Consider the following 19,517-nt stretch of genomic DNA (forward strand, 5'->3'; position numbering starts at 1 on the left):
ACTAAACGGCGTCAAACGGGCATTTTTATGGTGGTTCATCCGGGCTCTTTGGGGACTGGATAGGTGTGGTAACCACCATTTTCCAAAGATGCCCCGGATGAACAACCTACCGAGAGATCACAACTAACAGTCGACTCTACCCAGTCGAATCTACCCGGTCGGCTCTACCCAGCCACCCGAACAAAAACGCCGGCGCAGGGCCGGCGTTTTCGTGGATGCAGCGCGGAACCTCAGTGCTTGAGGGTCTTGCGCAGGCGTTCCAGGGCCTGCAGCTGGACGACGGCTTCGGCCAGCTTCTGCTGGGCTTCGGCCACTTCCATGGCTTCACCGCGGTTGGCCAGGATGCGCTCGGCTTCTTCCTTGGCCTTGCGGACCGAGGCTTCGTCGATGTCCTGCGCGCGGATCGCGGTGTCGGCCAGCACGGTCACCACCTGCGGCTGCACTTCCAGGATGCCGCCGGAAATGGCGAAATCCAGCTGCTCGCCATTCGGCGTGGTCACCACCACCTTGCCCGGCTTCAGGCGGGTGATCAGCGGCGCGTGCTTGGGCGCGATGCCCAGTTCGCCCAGCTCACCGGTGGCCACGACCAGGGTCGCTTCGCCACGGAAGATTTCCTGCTCGGCGCTGACGATGTCGCAACGGATCGTGCTCATGCAAATCTCTTCGCTGTTCGCGGCGGCGCAATGCCACCGTGGGAGTCCACCGGCGCGGGCGGTTGCCCGGCGCCGGCGTCAGGTCGGGCAGGATCGCTCCCGCCCGCCCCGGATCAGGCCTTCTCGGCCATCTTCTTGGCCTTCTCGACCGCTTCTTCGATGCCGCCAACCATGTAGAACGCCTGCTCCGGCAGGTGATCGTACTCGCCATCGACGATGGCCTTGAAGCCACGGATGGTGTCCTTCAGCGGCACGTACTTGCCCGGCGAACCGGTGAACACTTCGGCCACGTGGAACGGCTGGCTGAAGAAGCGCTCGATCTTACGGGCGCGCGACACGGCCTGCTTGTCCTCTTCGGACAGTTCGTCCATGCCCAGGATCGCGATGATGTCCTTCAGTTCCTTGTACTTCTGCAGGGTCTGCTGGACGCGCTGGGCGGTGTCGTAGTGCTCGTGGCCGATGACCAGCGGGTCCATCTGGCGGCTGGTGGAGTCCAGCGGATCGACGGCCGGGTAGATACCCAGCGAGGCGATCGAACGCGACAGGGTAACGGTCGAGTCCAAGTGGGCGAAGGTGGTTGCCGGCGACGGGTCGGTCAGGTCGTCCGCGGGAACGTAGACGGCCTGGATCGAGGTGATCGAACCGTTCTTGGTCGAGGTGATGCGCTCCTGCAGGACGCCCATTTCCTCGGCCAGGGTCGGCTGGTAACCCACGGCGGACGGCATGCGGCCCAGCAGTGCCGACACTTCGGTACCGGCCAGGGTGTAGCGGTAGATGTTGTCGACGAACAGCAGGACGTCCTTGCCCTTGCCGTTTTCGTCCTTCTCGTCGCGGAAGTACTCGGCCATGGTCAGGCCGGTCAGGGCGACGCGCAGGCGGTTGCCCGGCGGCTCGTTCATCTGGCCGTACACCATCGCCACCTTGTCGAGGACGTTGGAGTCCTTCATTTCGTGGTAGAAGTCGTTGCCCTCACGGGTACGCTCACCCACGCCGGCGAACACGGACAGACCGCTGTGCGCCTTGGCGATGTTGTTGATCAGTTCCATCATGTTGACGGTCTTGCCGACGCCGGCGCCGCCGAACAGGCCGACCTTGCCGCCCTTGGCGAACGGGCACATCAGGTCGATGACCTTGATGCCGGTTTCCAGCAGTTCGGTGGCCGGGGACTGGTCTTCGTACGACGGGGCCGCACGGTGGATTTCCCAGCTGTCGCTGGCGGCCACCGGGCCGGCTTCGTCGATCGGACGGCCGAGCACGTCCATGATGCGGCCCAGGGTGCCGGCGCCGACCGGCACCGAGATGCCACGGCCGGTGTTGACGGCAACCAGGTTGCGCTTCAGGCCGTCGGTGGAACCGAGGGCGATGGTACGCACCACGCCGTCGCCCAGCTGCTGCTGGACTTCGAGGGTGATCTCGGTGTTTTCCACCTTCAGTGCGTCGTACACCTTCGGCACCGATTCACGCGGGAATTCGACGTCGACGACCGCGCCGATGATCTGAACGATCTTGCCCTGACTCATTGCTGCATCCTCTAATGTGTGCTTTGAACGAACGCGGTCAGACTGCTGCCGCGCCGCCGACGATTTCGGAGATTTCCTGGGTGATCGCTGCCTGGCGCGCCTTGTTGTAGACGAGCTGCAGGGTGCCGATCAGCTTGTTGGCGTTGTCGCTCGCCGCCTTCATCGCAACCATGCGTGCCGCATGCTCGGAGGCGACGTTTTCCAGCAGTGCCTGGTACACCAGCGACTCGATGTAACGCGTCATCACGTGCTCGAGCACGGTCGCGGCATCGGGTTCGTACAGGTAGTCCCAGTCGTGGTGAGCGACCTGCTTCTCAGCCGGCGGCAGCGGCAGCAGCTGATCGAAGCTGGCCTTCTGCACCATGGTGTTCACGAAGCGGTTGTAGACCAGGTACACGCGGTCGATCTTGCCTTCGGTGAAGGCGTCGAGCATGACCTTGATCACACCGATCAGCGATTCCAGCTTCGGCACGTCGCCGATGTGGGTCACGCTGCCGACCATGTTGACCTTCACGCGGCGGAAGAAGGTCGAAGCCTTCTGGCCAATGGTCACCAGGTCCACTTCCGCACCCTTGTCCTGCCATGCCTTGGCTTCGCCCAGCATCTTGCGGAACAGGTTGTTGTTCAGGCCGCCAGCCAGGCCGCGATCGGAGGAGATCACGATGAAGCCGACCCGCTTGACCTGCTCACGCTCGACCAGGAACGGATGCTGGTAGTCGGTGCTGGCCTGGGCCAGGTGACCGATCACCTGCTTCATCGCCTGCGCGTACGGACGCGAGGTCTTCATCCGATCCTGCGCCTTGCGGATCTTGGAGGCCGAGACCATTTCCAGGGCGCGCGTCACCTTGCGGGTGTTCTGCACGCTCTTGATCTTGGTTTTGATTTCGCGTCCGCTTGCCATCTCTTGTTTCCCGTGGCGCGGGGCTGCTGCCCCGCGTTGTTCAACCGTTTGTCATCTGGTCCAGCGGAGCCAGCGGCTCCGCTCTACAGGACCGCGATTACCAGCTGCCGGTGGTCTTGAACTCGGCGATGCCCTTCTTGAAGGCACCTTCGATGTCGTTGTCCCAACCGCCGGTGGCGTTGACCTTGCTGACCAGCTCGCCCTGGGTGTTGGCGAAGTGGGCGTGCAGGCCTTCTTCGAACGCCAGCAGCTTGTTGACCGGCACGTCGTCGAGGTAACCCTCGTTGACGGCGTAGATCGACAGTGCCTGGTTGGCGATCGACATCGGCGCGTACTGCTTCTGCTTCATCAGCTCGGTGACGCGCTGGCCACGCTCCAGCTGCTTGCGGGTCGCTTCGTCCAGGTCCGAGGCGAACTGCGCGAACGCAGCCAGCTCGCGGTACTGGGCCAGCGAGATACGGATGCCGCCGGACAGCTTCTTGATGATCTTGGTCTGGGCCGAGCCACCGACGCGCGACACCGAGATACCGGCGTTCACGGCCGGGCGGATGCCGGCGTTGAACAGATCGGTTTCCAGGAAGATCTGGCCGTCGGTGATCGAGATCACGTTGGTCGGAACGAAGGCGGACACGTCGCCGGCCTGGGTTTCGATGATCGGCAGCGCGGTCAGCGAACCGGTCTTGCCGGTGACCTTGCCTTCGGTGAACTTCTCGACGTATTCCTCGGACACGCGGGCAGCGCGCTCGAGCAGACGGGAGTGCAGGTAGAACACGTCACCCGGGTAGGCTTCACGGCCCGGCGGGCGCTTCAGCAGCAGCGAGATCTGGCGGTAGGCGACAGCCTGCTTGGACAGATCGTCGTACACGATCAGCGCGTCTTCGCCGCGGTCCATGAAGTACTCACCCATGGTGCAGCCCGAGTAGGCGCTGATGTACTGCATGGCAGCCGATTCGGAAGCGGTCGCGGCCACCACGATGGTGTGGGCCAGCGCGCCGTTCTCTTCCAGCTTGCGCACGATGTTGGCGATGGTCGAAGCCTTCTGGCCGATCGCAACGTACACGCACTTGATGCCGGTGCCCTTCTGGTTGATCACGGCATCGATCGCCATCGCGGTCTTGCCGGTCTGGCGGTCACCGATGATCAGCTCGCGCTGGCCACGGCCGATCGGGATCATCGAGTCGACCGACTTGTAGCCGGTCTGCACCGGCTGGTCGACCGACTTGCGCCAGATCACGCCCGGCGCAACACGCTCCACCGGAGCGGTCAGGTCGGTGCCCAGCGGGCCCTTGCCGTCGATCGGCTCGCCCAGCGCGTTCACGACGCGGCCCAGCAGTTCCGGACCGACCGGCACTTCCAGAATGCGGCCGGTGGTCTTGGCGACGTCGCCTTCGCGCAGGTGCTCGTAGTCACCCAGCACCACGGCGCCGACCGAGTCGCGCTCCAGGTTCAGGGCGAGGGCGAAGGTGTTGTTCGGCAGTTCGATCATTTCGCCCTGCATCACGTCGGCCAGACCGAAGATGCGCACGATGCCGTCGGACACGCTGGTCACGGTGCCTTCGTTGCGCGATTCCGCGGCCAGCTTGACCTTCTCGATGCGGTTCTTGATCAGTTCGCTGATTTCGGAGGGGTTGAGCGTGGTTGCCATCGTCAAGTCCTAGTGCCGGCAGCGGGGCCGGACGTTAAATGAATTCAGTTAGCGAGCGCGGTCTGCAGACGGGCCAGCTTGCCCTTCAGCGAACCATCGATGACCACGTCGCCGGCGTCGATCACGGCGCCGCCGATCAGCGAGGCATCGACCGCGGTGGTCACGTCGACCTCGCGGTTGAAGCGCTTGCGCAGCGCGACCTTGATCGCGTCCAGCTCACCGGCCGACAGTTCGGCGGCCGAGGTGACGGTGGCCTTGACCACGTGCTCGGCTTCGGCGCGCAGGGCGTCGAACATGCCGGAAATCTCCGGCAGCAGCGGCAGACGATGCGATTCGGCCAGGATGGCCAGGAAGCGCGAGTAGGTCTCGCCGTGGGACACCGGCGCCAGCAGGGCGACGGCGTCGTCACGACCCAGCTCCGGGTTGGCGAGCAGGGCCGCCACGCGCGGGTCGGCGGCGACGTGGGCGGAGAACGCCAGGGCGTCCGACCACGGCGCGAACGCGCCTTCGTCGCGCGCGGTCGCGAACGCGGCGCGGGCGTACGGGCGGGCAAGCGTGAGGGCCTGGCTCATCCTTAGATCTCCGAGGCCAGCTCGTCGAGCAGCGCCTTGTGGGCGTTGGCGTCGATTTCGCGCTTGAGCAGCTTTTCGGCACCGGTCACGGCCAGCGCGGACACCTGCTTGCGCAGATCTTCACGGGCACGGTTGGCGGCGGCGTCGATTTCAGCCTGGGCCAGTTCCTTCTGACGGGTGGCTTCGGTGATCGCTTCGTTGCGGGCAGCATCAACGATCTGGTTGGCACGCGCGTGGGCCTGATCGATGATCTCGTTGGCCTTGGTGCGTGCTTCCTTCAGCGCTTCGTTGACCTTCTCCTGCGCCTGGGCCAGATCTTTCTGGCTGCGGTCGGCAGCAGCGAGGCCTTCAGCAATCTTCTGCTGGCGCTCTTCGATCGCGTTCATCAGCGGCGGCCAGATCTTGGTCGCGATGATCCAGATCAGACCAGCGAAGGCCAGCGCCTGCGCAAGAAGGGTGAAATTGATATTCATGGTTAGCTCGATCGCTGGTTTCGGGGTGGACGCGCCGCCGTAGCGGCACATCCGGCCTTCATCCGAAACCGGGTGCATCAGCACCCGGTCGTCTCAAACCGCTGTATCAGCCGGCCAGAGCCTTGGTGACGGCGCCAGCGAAGGCAGCCGACAGCGGGTTGGCGAAGGCCAGCAGCAGGCCAACGGCGACCGAGATGATGAACGCGGCGTCGATCAGGCCGGCGGTGATGAACATGCGGACCTGCAGGACCGGGATCAGTTCCGGCTGGCGGGCGGCCGACTCCAGGAACTTACCAGCCATGATGGCCAGACCCAGACCGGCGCCCAGCGCGGCCAGGCCGATCATGATGCCGACGGCAAGGGCGGTGGAGCTCTGAATCTGCGCGAAGTTGGTCAGGACGGCGAAGTACATGGTTATCTCCAGGAACTTAAGTTGCTAAGGGTGATGAAACGGATGAAGGTTGAAACGCGTTGAAGCTTGAAACTCAGTGAGCGTCTTCCGACAGGCTCAGGTACACGATCGACAGCATCATGAAGATGAAGGCCTGCAGCGGGATCACCAGCAGGTGGAACAGCATCCAGCCGAGGCCGAACACACCACCGGCAATGGCACCGAAGAAACCGGCACCACCCAGCACCCAGATCAGCAGGAACACGATTTCGCCGCCGAACATGTTGCCGAACAGTCGCATCGCCAGCGAGATCGGCTTGCTCAGCCACTCGACGATGTTGAGGATTAGGTTGAACGGCATCATCCACTTGCCGAACGGCGCCGTCAGGAATTCCTTGATGAAGCCGCCCAGGCCCTTGGACTTGAGCGCGAAGAACAGCATCAGGAAGAACACGCTGATGGCCATGCCCAGGGTGGCATTGACGTCAGCGGTCGGCACCGGCTTCCAGTAGTGCACGCCCGCCCATTCCAGCGGCTTGGCGATGAAATCGGCCGGGATCATCTTCAGCAGATTCATCAGCAGAATCCAGAAGAAGATGGTGATGGCGATCGGCGTGACCAGCTTGCTCTTGCCGTGGTAGGTGTCCTTGGCCTGGCGGTCGACGAACTCCAGGCAGATTTCAACGAAGGCCTGCCACTTGCCCGGCACGCCGGCGGTGGCCTTGCGGGTGCCCAGCCAGAACGCGACAACGATCACCACGCCCATCAGGACCGCGGTGAGGAAGGTATCGACGTGGATATGCCAGAACATACCCTCACCCTTGCCGACCGGCGCGGTCAGGTTGTGCAGGTGATGCTGGATGTAGCTGGTAGGGGTTAGAGCCTCGCCCGCCATGTGTCCGGAACCTTCAGTTAATTGAATTCTGTCAACGCCTGGCCATCGCCAGGACCTGGAACATCAAGCCGACGGCGATACCGGCCAACAGCGCCAATGCAGGCAGCTTGAAGACCAGGAACCCCACCAGCAGGACGCCGAAAACCACAACCCACTTGGCCACGATCGCAATGATCAGGCGAGCCATCGCCGATCCTGCAGCCAGTGCCCCACCGCCCAGTGCCATCCGTGCCGCCACCCAGCCACCGGCCGAAATGGCCACACCGGACGCCAGCGCGCCGAGGGCGTATTTCGGACCTACCAGCAGGAAGGCCAGGGCCAGGACAGCCACTGCGGCCAGCGGGTAGACCGCGGCGCGCAGCATCAGTCGCCGACCCGCATCAACGGAGTTCAGCACAGGACGTCCCGCGTGGTTGCAAGTGGAGGGCTGAGGCGGCTACAGCAGGGGGGCCTCATCGAGCCGCCAAATTATAGCAATGGGACAATTTGCGAGACAACCGCTCCCTGTTCATCCCTGGAAGCCGCAAGTTGCGGTAACGGTTACATTTTTGCGTGCCACCAGGGGGACAATGACGTCCGCACCATGTTGCGACGCACTATTGAACTTTGGTCGCAGGCTGCGGAACTTTCGTCAGACATGCCGGTCCGATCATTCGACCTGCCTGCAGCATCCTCGTCGGCTCCGCCCCGCAGGTCCCACGATGGCCCCGAAGCCCGGCTCCGGGGCCATCTTTTTGCATCGTCGCGACAGCACTGAACCGTACACATGCCATGGACCATACGTTCACGCATGGTGGACGGGCCTGTCCGGCACAGTGGCCTTCATTCTGATGAACCACTGCAAGGACTCTTCGATGCGCCCCGTACCCACCCTGCTCGCCCTCTCCCTGCTCGCTGCCGGCGCCTCGTTCGCCAATGCGGCCCACGCCGCCGAAGGCGATGACCGCTTTGCCATCCGTCTGGGTGCGATGAACATCGATTCGGACAACACCCTCCGCGGCAGCACCACCGTGGCCGGCCAGGACATCTCCCTGAACCAGGACTTCAAGCTGGGTGGCAAGGAATGGGAGCCGCGCATCGACGGCATGTTCCGCATCAGCAACCGTCAGCGCCTCCTGTTCAACTACTTCAAGTACGACAAGGACCGCCGCGAGACCCTCGACCAGGGCATTTCCTTCGGCGGTGAGAACGTGCCGGCCGGCAGCTTCGTGAAGGGTGAGCTGAAGTACCAGGTGGCCAGCCTGGTCTATGACTACTCGGTGGTTGATACCGACACCTTCGACCTCGGCCTGCAGATCGGTGGCGAGTACGCCAAGGTCAGCACCAAGGGCTACGCCGACCTGGGCACGGTGTACGAAGGCCAGTTCCTCGACGAGAAGGCCGATGGCGTGGCACCTGTGGTGGGCGCCCGCATGACCTTCACGCCGTCCGAGCGCTGGATGATCACGCTGCAGGGCCAGTACCTCAACACGCGCTGGGGCAGCTTCGATGACTACAAGGGCGACCTGAGCCGCGCCAATGCCATCGTCGATTACCGCTTCACCAAGAACTTCGGCGTGTTCGCCGGCTACGACTGGTTCAAGCTGGACGTGGACAAGAAGGGCAGCGACGGTACTGTCGGCCTGAAGCAGGAATTCAAGGGCCCGGTGGCCGGTATCAGCTTCGTGTTCTGATCCCCCACCCCTTCCACGGCACCCTCTCTCCTGGCGCGGCCTCCGGAACATCGGGGCCGCGTTTTTTGTGGCATCGTCGAGCAGAGAAGCAGGTTGGTCGAGCGCGGGGGGAGAGGGGCTTGCGTGCGAATGTCCCCCGGCGCCGGCCTACGGCCGACGCCTCCTCCTTTACTTCGCACACAAGCCCCTCTCCCCCCGCGTGTCAGGAATCAGGGCGGCTTTGGCACTGGCTCTGACTATCCGCAAGCCGAGCCACTGCGCGGGTGGCGGGCGTTTCGACAAAGTAAAGGAGGAGGCGACCGCCACAGGCGGGCGACGGGGGACATTTGTCGAAATGCCTGCCACCCGCGCAGTGGCCCGGACCCTCGCGATGACAACAGCCGAAGACATTCCTGCAGCCAACAAAAAACCCCGGCAGAAACCGGGGCTTTTCGTTCGGAACGGCGCGGGCGCCTTACTTCTTCTTCGGCATGTACAGATCGGTGATCGTGCCGTCGTAGATTTCCGACGCCATCGCCACCGACTCGCTCAGCGTCGGATGGGCATGAATGGTGTGGCCGATGTCTTCCGCCTCCGCACCCATCTCGATGGCCAGGCCGATCTCGGCCAGCAGGTCACCGGCGTGCACGCCGACGATCGCACCGCCGATGATGCGGTGGGTTTCTTCGTCGAAGATCAGCTTGGTGAAGCCCTCGGTGCGGCCGATGCCGATCGCGCGGCCACTGGCGGCCCACGGGAACTTGGCCACGCCGACCTTCAGGCCCTTGGCCTTGGCTTCGGTCTCGGTCACGCCAACCCAGGCGATTTCCGGGTTGGTATAGGCCACCGACGGAATCACGCGGGCCACCCATTCCTTCTTGTGCCCAGCAGCCACTTCTGCGGCCAGCTTGCCCTCATGCGTGGCCTTGTGGGCCAGCATCGGGTTGCCGACGATGTCGCCGATGGCAAAGATGTGCGGCACGTTGGTGCGCATCTGGCGGTCGACCGGGATGAAGCCACGGTCGGTGACCTGCACGCCGGCCTTCTCGGCATCGATCTTCCTGCCGTTCGGCGAGCGGCCCACGGCCACCAGCACGCGGTCGAAGGTGCCCTGCGCCAGCGCAGGCGCCTGGCCTTCCTCGGCGGCTTCGAAGGTGACGGTGATGCCCTTGGCATCGGCGGTGACGCCCGAGGCCTTGGTCTTCAGGTGCACTTCGATGCCCTGCTTCTTCAGGCGGTCGGCCAGCGGCTTGACCAGGTCCTTGTCGGCGCCCGGCATCAGCTGGTCCATGAACTCGACCACGGTGACCTTGCTGCCCAGCGCGCTGTACACGGTGGCCATTTCCAGGCCGATGATGCCGCCGCCGACGACCAGCAGCGAGCCCGGCACTTCGGCCAGCTCCAGCGCGTCGGTGGAATCCATCACGCGCTTGTCGTCCCACGGGAAGTTCGGCAGCTTCACCGCCTGCGAACCGGCGGCGATGATGCACTTCTGGAAGCGCAGCAGCTGGGTGCTGCCGTCAGCAGCGGTGATTTCCAGCTCGTTGGCCGAGATGAACTTGCCGACGCCCTGCACGCTGCGGACCTTGCGCTGCTTGGCCATGCCGGCCAGGCCCTTGGTCAGCTGGTTGACGACCTTTTCCTTGTACTCGCGCAGCTTGTCCAGGGTGATGGTCGGCTTGCCGAATTCGACGCCGAAATCACCCGCGTGGGCCACTTCGTCGATGACCGCTGCGGCGTGCAGCAGCGCCTTGGACGGAATGCAGCCCACATTGAGGCAGACGCCGCCGAGGCTGGCGTAGCGTTCGACCAGCACCGTATCCAGGCCGACGTCGGCAGCGCGGAAGGCGGCGGTGTAGCCGCCCGGGCCCGAGCCCAGCACGACCATCTCGCATTCGATGTCGGCCGGCTTGCCGCTGGACAGCGCCGGCTTCGGCGCAGCCGGTTCGGCCGGGGCGCGGTGCGACGGGGTCACCGGCGGCTTGCTGGCCGGAGCGGCTGCAGCCGGAGCCGGCGCAGCGGCCTTGGCCGGGGCTTCGGCGGCGCCTTCAGCGTCCAGCACCACGACCACGGCGCCTTCGGACAGGGTGTCGCCCAGCTTGACCTTGATCTCCTTGACCACGCCGGCAGCCGAGGACGGCACTTCCAGGGTGGCCTTGTCCGATTCCAGGGTTACCAGACCCTGGTCCTTCTTCACCGTGTCGCCGACGGCGACCAACACTTCGATCACCGGCACATCGCTGTAATCGCCGATGTCGGGAACCTTGACTTCAATCGTGGCCATGGTGGGTTTTCCTCATGCCCGCCCGGCATGGCCGGTGGGCTGTCACTGCATCTGTTCACGCGGCCGCGCCAGGGGCTGCGGCCGCACGGTGGGGGCGAAGCGGGTGCCTTACAGCAGCACGCGGCGCATGTCGGCCAGTACCTGGGACAGGTACGTGGTGAAGCGTGCGGCCAGGGCGCCGTCGATGACGCGGTGGTCGTAGCTCAGCGACAGCGGCAGCATCAGCTTCGGTGCGAATTCCTTGCCGTTCCAGACCGGCTGGATGGACGACCTGGAGACACCGAGGATGGCCACTTCCGGTGCATTGACGATCGGGGTGAACGCGGTGCCGCCGATGCCGCCCAGCGAGCTGATCGAGAAGCAGCCGCCGCTCATGTCGGCCGGGCCGAGCTTGCCGTCGCGTGCCTTCTTGGCCAGTTCGCCGGTTTCCTGCGCGATCTGCACCACGCCCTTCTTGTCCACGTCGCGGATCACCGGCACGACCAGGCCGTTCGGCGTGTCGGCGGCGAAGCCGATGTGGAAGTACTTCTTCAGGGTCAGGTTTTCACCGCTGGCATCGAGCGAGGCGTTGAACTCCGGGAACTTCTTCAGCGCTGCGGCGCTGGCCTTGATCAGGAAGGCGAGCATGGTCAGCTTGATGCCGGCCTTCTCGTTCTCCTTGTTCAGCGCCACGCGCAGGCCTTCCAGGTCGGTGATGTCGGCCTGCTCGAACTGGGTGACGTGCGGGATCATCGCCCAGTTGCGGGCCAGGTTCGCACCCGAGATCTTCTTGATGCGCGACAGCGGCTGCACTTCGGTCTCGCCGAACTTGCTGAAGTCGACCTTCGGCCACGGCAGCAGGTTCAGGCCACCACCGGCAGCGACAGCAGCACCGCCGGCAGCCGGCACGCCACCGCTGAGGGCGGCCTTGACGAACTTCTGCACGTCACCCTTGGTGATGCGGCCACCCTTCTCGGTGCCGTTGATCTGCAGCAGGTCCACGCCCAGTTCGCGGGCGAACACACGCACCGCCGGGGTGGCATACGGCACCTTGGCGGGCAGCACGCCATCGGCGTTGAACTGCACCGGCGGGCTGGACGGGGTACCGGCCGAGGCGATCTCGCGGGCCGCCAGCTTGTCCGGCTGCACCGGCACAGCGACCGGCTCGACCTTGGTGGCGGTCTCGGCGGCAGCCGGAGCGGCCGCAGCGGCCGCCTTGGTCGGCGCCGGCGCGGCAGCGCCCTCGGCTTCGATGATGGCGACCACATTGCCCTGCGACAGAGTGTCGCCGACCTTGACCTTGATCTCCTTGACCACGCCGGCCACCGACGACGGCACTTCCATGGTGGCCTTGTCGCTTTCCAGCGTGACCAGGCCCTGGTCCTTCTTGACCGTGTCGCCGACGGCGACCAGCACTTCGATGACCGGAATGCCGGAGTAGTCGCCGATATCCGGCACCAGCGCTTCAACCGCACCACCGCTGGCAGCCGGGGCGGCCGGCGCAGCTGCGGCCGGGGCCGGTGCGCTCTGGGTGGCGGCAGCCGGGGCAGCGGCCTTGGCAGGTGCCGGCGCGGCGGCCGCCGGCTTGGCGGCTTCGGCTTCGCCTGCGGCCACTTCGATCAGGGCCACGACCTTGCCTTCGGACAGGCTGTCGCCGACCTTGACCTTCAGTTCCTTGACCACACCAGCCACCGAGGACGGCACTTCCATGGTCGCCTTGTCGCTTTCCAGCGTCACCAGGCCCTGGTCCTTCTTGACCGTGTCGCCGACGGCGACAAGCACCTCGATTACCGGGATATCGCTGTAGTCACCGATATCGGGGACAAGTGCTTCCTTGATTTCGGCCATGGGGATAACTCCGGCAATCTGGTGTAGGGAAACGTCTATTGTGCGGCCAGCGGGGTCCAGCGCCAACCGTTACAGGTGTTTTCAGTACGCACGCAGCCGGGACAGGCTGTTGCCAATGGGTCGCGGCCGCGACCAGTCGGCAGCGTATTGTCCGGACGATGTCCGCTTCATGTCGCCCGCGCGTCGGCCACCGGCTGCCAGGCCTGGCGCAGGCGCGGCAACGACCACGCCGCATTGGCAGGGCTGGTCGACGGCAATGCGACCAGCTTCGGCGGGGTTTCCAGCCGTGGCAGCACCCAGCGCTGGAACGCCTGCAGCGACGCACCACCATTGCAGCCGATCAGCTTCAGCTCAGGCAGCGTGGCGATCAGTTCCGGCAGCGCATTGGCCACTTCCGTGCCACGCACGATGTCGGCATCCAGGCTGCCGCGCCGCTCGCAGCGGCCGATCACATCCCACAGGCCGATGCTCGCGGCGTTCAACGCCTGCAGCCGTTGCACATAGGGCAGAGCCGCGTCGAAACCGCAGATATCGGCCATCAGCGGCCAGAAGCGGTTGCGCGGATGCGCGTAGTAACGCTGCTCCTGGAGGGATGCCACGCCTGGCATCGAACCCAGCAGCAGTACCCTGCAATCCACGTTCACCTGCGCTTGCAGGCCGACGCACAGCGTTGCCGCGCTCACATCTTCTCCAACTGAATGAATGCCACTGACGACCAGAAACCCCATGGATACAGGCTTTTCGCGCTGATCGCTGAACAAGGAAAACTATTTTTTAACGCGCGTCGGATTCGATTCATGTTGAGGCGACTACGGTGTGCTCGCCCCGCAACCGGGGGCCCAAAACAAGAAACATTAGGAGATACCCCCATGCGCTCCATCCGTATCCTGAGTCTCGCCCTGCTGACCTCCGCCGCCTTCGCGCCGGCCGCTTTCGCCCAGGACAGCAGCTCCACCGATACCGCTTCGGGCAAGCATTTTGCCGTGGTTGGCGGCGTCGCGCTGCTGCAGCCGAAGAATGATCCGATCGACGGCATCAAGAAGGTCGATGGTGGCCCGGCGCCGACCGTCAGCTTCAGCTACTACATCAACGACAACTGGGCCGTTGAACTGTGGGGCGCCGCCGACAAGTTCGACCACAAGGTGAAGGGCCCGAACAATGCCCGCCTGGGCAACGTCGAGCAGCAGCCGGTCGCGCTGAGCGGCCAGTACCACTTCGGCCAGGCTGACAACGTGTTCCGTCCGTTCGTGGGCGTGGGCTACTACCAGTCCAGCTTCAGCAATGAAACGCTGGCCGACGGCAGCAGCTCCGACATCCGCCTCAAGGACGCCAAGGGCGTGATCGGCACCGTCGGCGTGGACATGAACATCAACTCCACCTGGTTCGCCCGTGCCGATGCCCGCTACATGCGTTCGCGTCCGGACGTGAAGGTCGGCGGTGAGAAGATCGGCGAAGCCAAGATGGATCCGTGGACCGTCGGCTTCGGCATCGGTGCCCGCTTCTGATCCAGGCAGCACCGGCTTCACGGATGTAACGCGACGGGCCCTGCGGGGCCCGTCGTCGTTTCCGTCACCCGCGTTCTGTAGAGTCGACTGTCAGTCGACTCTACGCACACACAGGACACGGAGACGCGATGGACGACGTCGACCTGCTGGTGATCGGTGGCGGCATCAACGGCGCCGGCATCGCCCGTGATGCGGCCGGCCGCGGCCTGCGGGTGCTGTTGTGCGAGCAGGATGACCTGGCCGCGCACACCTCCAGCGCCAGCAGCAAACTGATCCACGGCGGCCTGCGCTACCTTGAACAGGGCGAGTTCGGACTGGTGCGCAAGGCACTGGGTGAACGCGAAGTGGTGCGGCGGCAGGCCCCCCATCTGGTCCGTCCGTTGCGCTTCGTACTGCCATGGGAACCCCACCTGCGACCGCGCTGGATGCTGCGCGCGGGCCTGTGGCTGTATGACCATCTGGGCGGGCGCAGCCCGAGTTTTCCCGCCTCGCGCGCACTGGACCTGCAACGCGACCCGCTTGGCCCCTGGCTCTCCCCGGCGCTGCGGCAGGCCTTCAGCTACGCCGATGCACAGGTCGATGACGCGCGGCTGGTACTGCTCAATGCGCTGGATGCCGCCCGGCGTGGCGCACGGGTACATGTGCGCAGCCGCTGCATTGAACTGCGCCCTGTGCTGGGCCGTTGGCAGGCCACGTTGGAAGCCACCGACGGCCGGCAGCAAACGGTGATCGCCCAGGCCGTTGCCAATGCAGCCGGCCCTTGGGCAGGAGGCCTGCTGGAACGTATGCAGGCGCGCGATGGCGGCCCCGCCCTGCGCCTGGTACAGGGCAGCCACATCGTGCTGCGCCGGCCCTGGCCCGACGACAGCGCCTGCCTGCTTCAGCAGCCCGATGGCCGCGTGGTGTTCCTGCTGCCGTTCGCCCACGACCACCTGCTGGTCGGCACCACCGACACCGACTACCGCGGCGACCCGGCCCGGTGCAGCGTGCTGCCTTCGGAGGTGGCTTACCTGTGCGAGGCCGCCAACCACTACCTGCGCGAGCCGATCACCCCGCAGGACGTGGTCTGGCAGTTCGCAGGGGTACGCCCGCTACTTGCCGATCCCGATCCGCGTGCAGCGAAGCTGAGCCGTGACTACCGCCTGCAGTTGCAGTCCAGCCCGGCGCCCGCGCTGCATGTGCTGGGCGGCAAGCTGACCACGTACCGCGTGCTGGCCGAAGAAGCGCTGGACCTGCTGCGCCCCGCCCTGCCGCAGATGGGACCGGCATGGACGGCAACGGGCCACCCACTGCCGGGCAGCGACTGGGGCGACGCCACGCAGGCGTGCTCGCGCCTGCAGGCACTGGCACCGTGGCTGCCCGCGGAGATTGCGCGCCGCTGGGCCGGCGCCTACGGCAGCCGCAGCGCGGAGCTGCTGCAGGGCGCTCAGGGCAAGGGCGATCTTGGCGAGGAGTTTGGCGGCGGCCTGCATGCCCGCGAAGTGGACTTCCTGCGCGACCACGAATGGGCCTTGAATGCCGAGGACGTGCTGTGGCGGCGGAGCAAGCTGGGGCTGCGGCTGGATGCGGCGCAGGTGGCGCGGCTGCAGGCGTGGATGGGGGGTCGGATCCCTTTCCCAGGGAAAGGGCTCTGACCCCCGTGTTGCCACGTGTGCCAACCAAGGTTGGCAGCTACCAGGGTGGCCGCGCGCGACGCGATCGATGCATTAGGATTTCCCCATCGCCACCGGAGACGCTGCATGACGCCCCGCTACGTGCTGGCCATCGACCAGGGCACCACCAGTTCGCGCGCGATCCTGTTCGACCGTGCTGGCGACATCGTCGGCAGTGCGCAGCGCGAGTTCGCGCAGATCTTCCCGCAACCCGGCTGGGTCGAGCATGACCCGCGCGAGATCCTCACCAGTGTCTATGCCACGCTGACCGAACTGCTCAGCCGCGAACAGATCGACCCACGTCATATCGCCGCGCTGGGCATCACCAACCAGCGCGAGACCACCGTGGTCTGGGACCGCGCCAGCGGCCAGCCGATCCACAATGCCATCGTCTGGCAGTCGCGGCAGAGCCATGCCATCTGCGAGCGATTGAAGTGCGACGGGCATGAGGCACTGGTCCGCGAACGCACGGGCCTGCTGATCGACGCCTATTTTTCCGCCACCAAGGTGCGCTGGATCCTCGACCACGTGGAAGGTGCGCAGCAACGCGCCGAGCGTGGCGAGCTGCTGTTCGGCACCATCGACAGCTGGCTGGTATGGAACCTCAGTGGCGGCCAGGCGCATGTGACCGACTACAGCAACGCCGCACGCACCCTGTTGTTCAACATCCACACGCTGGACTGGGATGACGACCTGCTGGCGCTGCTGGACATACCCCGCGCGATGCTGCCGCAGGTGCGCGATTCCAGCACGGTGTATGCGCACACCCGGCCGCAGTTCTTCTTCGACCACCCGATCCCGATCGCCGGCATCGCCGGAGACCAGCAGGCGGCGCTGTTCGGCCAGGCCTGCTTCCAGCCGGGCATGGTCAAGAACACCTATGGCACCGGCTGCTTCATGCTGATGCACACCGGCACGCAGGCGGTGCGCTCGCGCAACGGCCTGCTGACGACCATTGCCTGGGGCCTGGACGGGCGCGTGGAATATGCACTCGAAGGCTCGATCTTCATCGCCGGCTCGGTGGTGCAGTGGCTGCGTGACGGCCTGCGCATGATCGAGCGTGCCAGCGACAGCCAGGCACTGGCCGCGCAGGTGCCGGACAGCGGCGGCGCGTATCTGGTGCCGGCATTCGTCGGCCTGGGCGCGCCCTACTGGCGCAGCGATGTGCGCGGCGCGATGTTCGGCCTGACCCGTGGCACCCGCAAGGCACACTTCGTGCGTGCCGCGCTGGAGGCGATGGCCTACCAGACCCGCGACGTGCTTGATGCGATGCAGTCCGATGCGGGCATCGCGCTGACCGAACTGCGCGCCGACGGTGGTGCGATCGGCAACGACTTCCTGGCCGGCTTCCAGGCCGACATCCTTGGGGTGCCACTGCTGCGGCCGCGGCTGACCGAGACCACCGCGCTGGGCGCGGCCTACCTGGCCGGTCTGGCCGTCGGGTTCTGGTCCAGCCGCGAGCAGATCGCCGCGCAATGGGGCCTGGACCGGCGCTTCGAGCCACAGATGGAAGTGGCGCGGCGCGAGAAACTCTATGCAGGCTGGCAGCAGGCCGTGGCGGCCACCCTCGCCTTCCACGTCGACTGAAGGTCGTGCCGGCCGCTGGCCGGCAACCCCATGATCCTTGGCGGCGTTTGCAGATTGCCGGCCAGCGGCCGGCACGACCGCATGGCCAGAACGCCCGCAGCGCCGGTCAGAACGCCGGCAGCACCGCGCCCTTGTACCTGGTCTCGATGAAAGCCTTCACCTGCGGGCTGGTCAGGGCCTTGGCCAGCTTCTGCACGCGGGCGTCGTCCTTGTTGTCCGGCCGCGCGACCAGGAAGTTCACGTACGGCGAGTCCTTGCTCTCGATCGCCAGTGCATCCTTGGTCGGGTTGAGGCCCGCATCCAGCGCGTAGTTGGTGTTGATCAGGGCCAGGTCGACCTGGTCCAGCACGCGCGGCAGCATCGCCGAGTCCAGCTCGCGGAACTTCAGGTTCTTCGGGTTGGCGGTGATGTCACGCAGGGTCGACAGCGCGTTGGCCGGATCCTTCAGCTCGATCACGCCGGCCTTGTGCAGCAGGATCAGCGCGCGGCTGTTGTTGCTCGGGTCGTTCGGGATCACCACGTCGGCACGGTCGCGCAGCTCGGCCAGCGACTTGACCTTGCGCGAATAGGCACCGAACGGCTCGATATGCACGCCGATCACCTTCACCAGATCGGTCTTGCGATCGCGGTTGTAGGCATCCAGGTACGGCTCGGTCTGGAAGTAGTTGGCGTCCACCTGCTTCTGCACCAGCTGGTCGTTGGGCTGCACGTAGTCGTTGAACACGCGCACGTCCAGGTCCACGCCTTCCTGCTTGAGGATCGGCTTGACCACATCAAGGATCTCGGCATGCGGCACGGCCGTGGCGGCCACCACCAGCTTCTGCGAGGGCTCGCCGGACTTGCCGCAGGCGGTCAGGGCCAGCGCAGCGGCGAGCAGGGGCAGCAACAGGGTCTTCTTCATGGGCGGAGGAGTTCTCGGGGGGAGTGTCAGGATTTTTCGTAGTTGCTCAGGGCCAGCTCGAGCAGCGCCTTGGCCTGCTCGCGCAGCATCACCGGCTCGACGATTTCGGCATCCGAGCCGTAGTGCAGCACGTCCATCAGCAGTTCGCGTGAGACGCTGTACGGCACCTTCAGTTCATAGCGGCCATCGGCCAGGAAGCGGCCCTGCTGCTTGGAGTGCCAATGCTCGTCGGCCACCCAGCGCGCGGCCTTGGCACTGAACAGGATGGTCGCCCAGCCCTTCGGCGCACCGGAGAAGATGCCGTAGCTGGCACCCAGCTGCTCGTCCAGCTCGCTGTCGGCGACGTCACGGGCAGTGCTGTCGACCACGCGCGCCTTGTGGATGCGGTCCACGGCGAAGCTGCGCAGGGCTTCGCGGTCATGGTCCCAGGCATCCAGGTACCAGTTGTCGCGGTAATGGGTCAGGCGCTGCGGCGAGACGGTGCGCTTGGTCGGCTCGTCGGTGGAACGGGCACGGTACTCGAACGCCAGCTGGCGGCGCTCCAGCACCGCCGAGGCCACGCTGCGGAAGCTGCCTTCATCGAACTTGCGGCCGCGGTGCGGGATTACCCGCACACGGTCCACCGGCCAGTTGGAGACACCGGCCTGGGCAGCCAGCAGGCTCTCGATACGCTGCTGCAGCGGCGCCAGCACCGAGGACAGCACGCCGCCGCCGGTACGCGCCAGCAGGTGCTGCGAGGCCAGCAGGGCGTGCAGCTCCTCCGAGCTGAGCCACAGGCCAGGCAGTTCGAAGCGGTCGCTCTCGTCGGCCTGATAGCGGAAGCCGGCCTCGCCGTCGCCCTCGATCGGTGCCATCAGCGCATCGCGCAGGAAGGCCAGGTCGCGGTAGACGGTGGCACGGGAACAACCGAGCTTGTCCTGCAGGGTCGCCACCGTCACCGGATAGCGCGCGGACTTGAGCAGACGATGCAGGGCGGTGATGCGTTCGTATCGGTCCATACCCCCGATTATGTCCGAGTCGCGGGTCTTGTGTGGGACGTTTGGGCTATCGTGGTCGCCC

General features: G+C 65.5%; 18 protein-coding genes. 4 read left to right on the plus strand and 14 right to left on the minus strand.

The genetic code is table 11. From position 1 onward, the window contains the following. Positions 1 to 230: 230 nt before the first annotated feature. From AC5P60_RS14270 to AC5P60_RS14310, 9 genes are all read right to left on the minus strand, one after another. Complete coding sequence (locus AC5P60_RS14270) at positions 231 to 653, minus strand: F0F1 ATP synthase subunit epsilon (protein ID WP_005411127.1); 423 nt, start codon at positions 651 to 653, stop codon at positions 231 to 233. A 113-nt stretch (positions 654 to 766) separates the two neighbouring features. Beyond that, complete coding sequence (gene atpD, locus AC5P60_RS14275) at positions 767 to 2,173, minus strand: F0F1 ATP synthase subunit beta (protein WP_005411128.1); 1,407 nt, start codon at positions 2,171 to 2,173, stop codon at positions 767 to 769. A gap of 37 nt (positions 2,174 to 2,210) precedes the next feature. After that, positions 2,211 to 3,074 carry a F0F1 ATP synthase subunit gamma gene (atpG, locus tag AC5P60_RS14280; RefSeq protein ID WP_005411129.1) on the minus strand — a complete coding sequence of 288 codons (864 nt, stop codon included), beginning with the start codon at positions 3,072 to 3,074 and terminating at the stop codon, positions 2,211 to 2,213. Positions 3,075 to 3,171: 97 nt separating this feature from the next. Further along, positions 3,172 to 4,719, minus strand: a complete 1,548-nt coding sequence (gene atpA / locus AC5P60_RS14285) for a F0F1 ATP synthase subunit alpha (protein ID WP_005411130.1) — start codon at positions 4,717 to 4,719, stop codon at positions 3,172 to 3,174. Positions 4,720 to 4,763: 44 nt separating this feature from the next. Further along, positions 4,764 to 5,291 (minus strand): F0F1 ATP synthase subunit delta, encoded by a 528-nt coding sequence (locus tag AC5P60_RS14290; protein ID WP_005411131.1) that lies wholly within the window; start codon positions 5,289 to 5,291, stop codon positions 4,764 to 4,766. A 2-nt stretch (positions 5,292 to 5,293) separates the two neighbouring features. Then, on the minus strand, positions 5,294 to 5,764 hold the full coding sequence (locus AC5P60_RS14295) for a F0F1 ATP synthase subunit B (RefSeq protein WP_005419512.1): 471 nt from the start codon (positions 5,762 to 5,764) through the stop codon (positions 5,294 to 5,296). A 106-nt stretch (positions 5,765 to 5,870) separates the two neighbouring features. Further along, positions 5,871 to 6,176 (minus strand): F0F1 ATP synthase subunit C, encoded by a 306-nt coding sequence (gene atpE, locus AC5P60_RS14300; protein ID WP_005411133.1) that lies wholly within the window; start codon positions 6,174 to 6,176, stop codon positions 5,871 to 5,873. A 73-nt stretch (positions 6,177 to 6,249) separates the two neighbouring features. Continuing rightward, a complete protein-coding gene (atpB, locus tag AC5P60_RS14305; RefSeq protein ID WP_483693880.1) occupies positions 6,250 to 7,050 on the minus strand; it encodes a F0F1 ATP synthase subunit A in 801 nt (266 codons plus the stop codon). 31 nt (positions 7,051 to 7,081) lie between these two features. Further along, on the minus strand, positions 7,082 to 7,447 hold the full coding sequence (locus AC5P60_RS14310; RefSeq protein ID WP_006394654.1) for a hypothetical protein: 366 nt from the start codon (positions 7,445 to 7,447) through the stop codon (positions 7,082 to 7,084). A gap of 457 nt (positions 7,448 to 7,904) precedes the next feature. Here AC5P60_RS14310 and AC5P60_RS14315 point away from each other — a divergent pair, with 457 nt between their 5' ends. Next, positions 7,905 to 8,723: a hypothetical protein gene (locus AC5P60_RS14315; RefSeq protein ID WP_032967007.1), complete on the plus strand. Its 819-nt coding sequence runs from the start codon at positions 7,905 to 7,907 to the stop codon at positions 8,721 to 8,723. A gap of 454 nt (positions 8,724 to 9,177) precedes the next feature. On the opposite strand, the gene lpdA is transcribed toward AC5P60_RS14315, so the two are convergent. The 3 genes from lpdA to AC5P60_RS14330 all read right to left on the minus strand — a co-directional run bounded on the left by lpdA (position 9,178) and on the right by AC5P60_RS14330 (position 13,496). Further along, positions 9,178 to 10,986, minus strand: a complete 1,809-nt coding sequence (gene lpdA / locus AC5P60_RS14320) for a dihydrolipoyl dehydrogenase (RefSeq protein WP_049454969.1) — start codon at positions 10,984 to 10,986, stop codon at positions 9,178 to 9,180. Between the two features lie 108 nt (positions 10,987 to 11,094). Next, complete coding sequence (aceF, locus tag AC5P60_RS14325; protein WP_483693879.1) at positions 11,095 to 12,813, minus strand: dihydrolipoyllysine-residue acetyltransferase; 1,719 nt, start codon at positions 12,811 to 12,813, stop codon at positions 11,095 to 11,097. 167 nt (positions 12,814 to 12,980) lie between these two features. Next, entirely contained in the window at positions 12,981 to 13,496 is a 516-nt protein-coding gene (locus AC5P60_RS14330) for a DNA-deoxyinosine glycosylase (protein WP_483693878.1), read from the minus strand. 186 nt (positions 13,497 to 13,682) lie between these two features. Here AC5P60_RS14330 and AC5P60_RS14335 point away from each other — a divergent pair, with 186 nt between their 5' ends. The 3 genes from AC5P60_RS14335 to glpK all read left to right on the plus strand — a co-directional run bounded on the left by AC5P60_RS14335 (position 13,683) and on the right by glpK (position 17,557). Then, a complete protein-coding gene (locus tag AC5P60_RS14335) occupies positions 13,683 to 14,318 on the plus strand; it encodes an OmpW/AlkL family protein (protein WP_005411140.1) in 636 nt (211 codons plus the stop codon). Positions 14,319 to 14,446: 128 nt separating this feature from the next. Then, complete coding sequence (gene glpD / locus AC5P60_RS14340; protein WP_483693877.1) at positions 14,447 to 15,952, plus strand: glycerol-3-phosphate dehydrogenase; 1,506 nt, start codon at positions 14,447 to 14,449, stop codon at positions 15,950 to 15,952. Positions 15,953 to 16,057: 105 nt separating this feature from the next. Further along, positions 16,058 to 17,557 carry a glycerol kinase GlpK gene (glpK, locus tag AC5P60_RS14345; protein WP_005411142.1) on the plus strand — a complete coding sequence of 500 codons (1,500 nt, stop codon included), beginning with the start codon at positions 16,058 to 16,060 and terminating at the stop codon, positions 17,555 to 17,557. 106 nt (positions 17,558 to 17,663) lie between these two features. Here glpK and AC5P60_RS14350 read toward each other — a convergent pair whose 3' ends face one another. Further along, complete coding sequence (locus tag AC5P60_RS14350) at positions 17,664 to 18,458, minus strand: MetQ/NlpA family ABC transporter substrate-binding protein (RefSeq protein ID WP_483693876.1); 795 nt, start codon at positions 18,456 to 18,458, stop codon at positions 17,664 to 17,666. A gap of 26 nt (positions 18,459 to 18,484) precedes the next feature. Further along, positions 18,485 to 19,456 (minus strand): helix-turn-helix transcriptional regulator, encoded by a 972-nt coding sequence (locus AC5P60_RS14355; RefSeq protein WP_005411144.1) that lies wholly within the window; start codon positions 19,454 to 19,456, stop codon positions 18,485 to 18,487. Between the last annotated feature and the right edge of the window lie 61 nt (positions 19,457 to 19,517).

This window comes from Stenotrophomonas sp. YJH_SMC_120, from assembly GCF_059368675.1.

Excerpts from the sequence above, each read along its gene's own strand:
- AC5P60_RS14270 (WP_005411127.1), bottom strand. The coding sequence starts at position 653 with ATGAGCACGATCCGTTGCGACATCGTCAGCGCCGAGCAGGAAATCTTC.
- atpD (WP_005411128.1), bottom strand. The coding sequence starts at position 2,173 with ATGAGTCAGGGCAAGATCGTTCAGATCATCGGCGCGGTCGTCGACGTC.
- atpG (WP_005411129.1), bottom strand. The coding sequence starts at position 3,074 with ATGGCAAGCGGACGCGAAATCAAAACCAAGATCAAGAGCGTGCAGAAC.
- atpA (WP_005411130.1), bottom strand. The coding sequence starts at position 4,719 with ATGGCAACCACGCTCAACCCCTCCGAAATCAGCGAACTGATCAAGAAC.
- AC5P60_RS14290 (WP_005411131.1), bottom strand. The coding sequence starts at position 5,291 with ATGAGCCAGGCCCTCACGCTTGCCCGCCCGTACGCCCGCGCCGCGTTC.
- AC5P60_RS14295 (WP_005419512.1), bottom strand. The coding sequence starts at position 5,764 with ATGAATATCAATTTCACCCTTCTTGCGCAGGCGCTGGCCTTCGCTGGT.
- atpE (WP_005411133.1), bottom strand. The coding sequence starts at position 6,176 with ATGTACTTCGCCGTCCTGACCAACTTCGCGCAGATTCAGAGCTCCACC.
- atpB (WP_483693880.1), bottom strand. The coding sequence starts at position 7,050 with ATGGCGGGCGAGGCTCTAACCCCTACCAGCTACATCCAGCATCACCTG.
- AC5P60_RS14315 (WP_032967007.1), top strand. The coding sequence starts at position 7,905 with ATGCGCCCCGTACCCACCCTGCTCGCCCTCTCCCTGCTCGCTGCCGGC.
- lpdA (WP_049454969.1), bottom strand. The coding sequence starts at position 10,986 with ATGGCCACGATTGAAGTCAAGGTTCCCGACATCGGCGATTACAGCGAT.
- aceF (WP_483693879.1), bottom strand. The coding sequence starts at position 12,813 with ATGGCCGAAATCAAGGAAGCACTTGTCCCCGATATCGGTGACTACAGC.
- AC5P60_RS14335 (WP_005411140.1), top strand. The coding sequence starts at position 13,683 with ATGCGCTCCATCCGTATCCTGAGTCTCGCCCTGCTGACCTCCGCCGCC.
- glpD (WP_483693877.1), top strand. The coding sequence starts at position 14,447 with ATGGACGACGTCGACCTGCTGGTGATCGGTGGCGGCATCAACGGCGCC.
- glpK (WP_005411142.1), top strand. The coding sequence starts at position 16,058 with ATGACGCCCCGCTACGTGCTGGCCATCGACCAGGGCACCACCAGTTCG.
- AC5P60_RS14350 (WP_483693876.1), bottom strand. The coding sequence starts at position 18,458 with ATGAAGAAGACCCTGTTGCTGCCCCTGCTCGCCGCTGCGCTGGCCCTG.
- AC5P60_RS14355 (WP_005411144.1), bottom strand. The coding sequence starts at position 19,456 with ATGGACCGATACGAACGCATCACCGCCCTGCATCGTCTGCTCAAGTCC.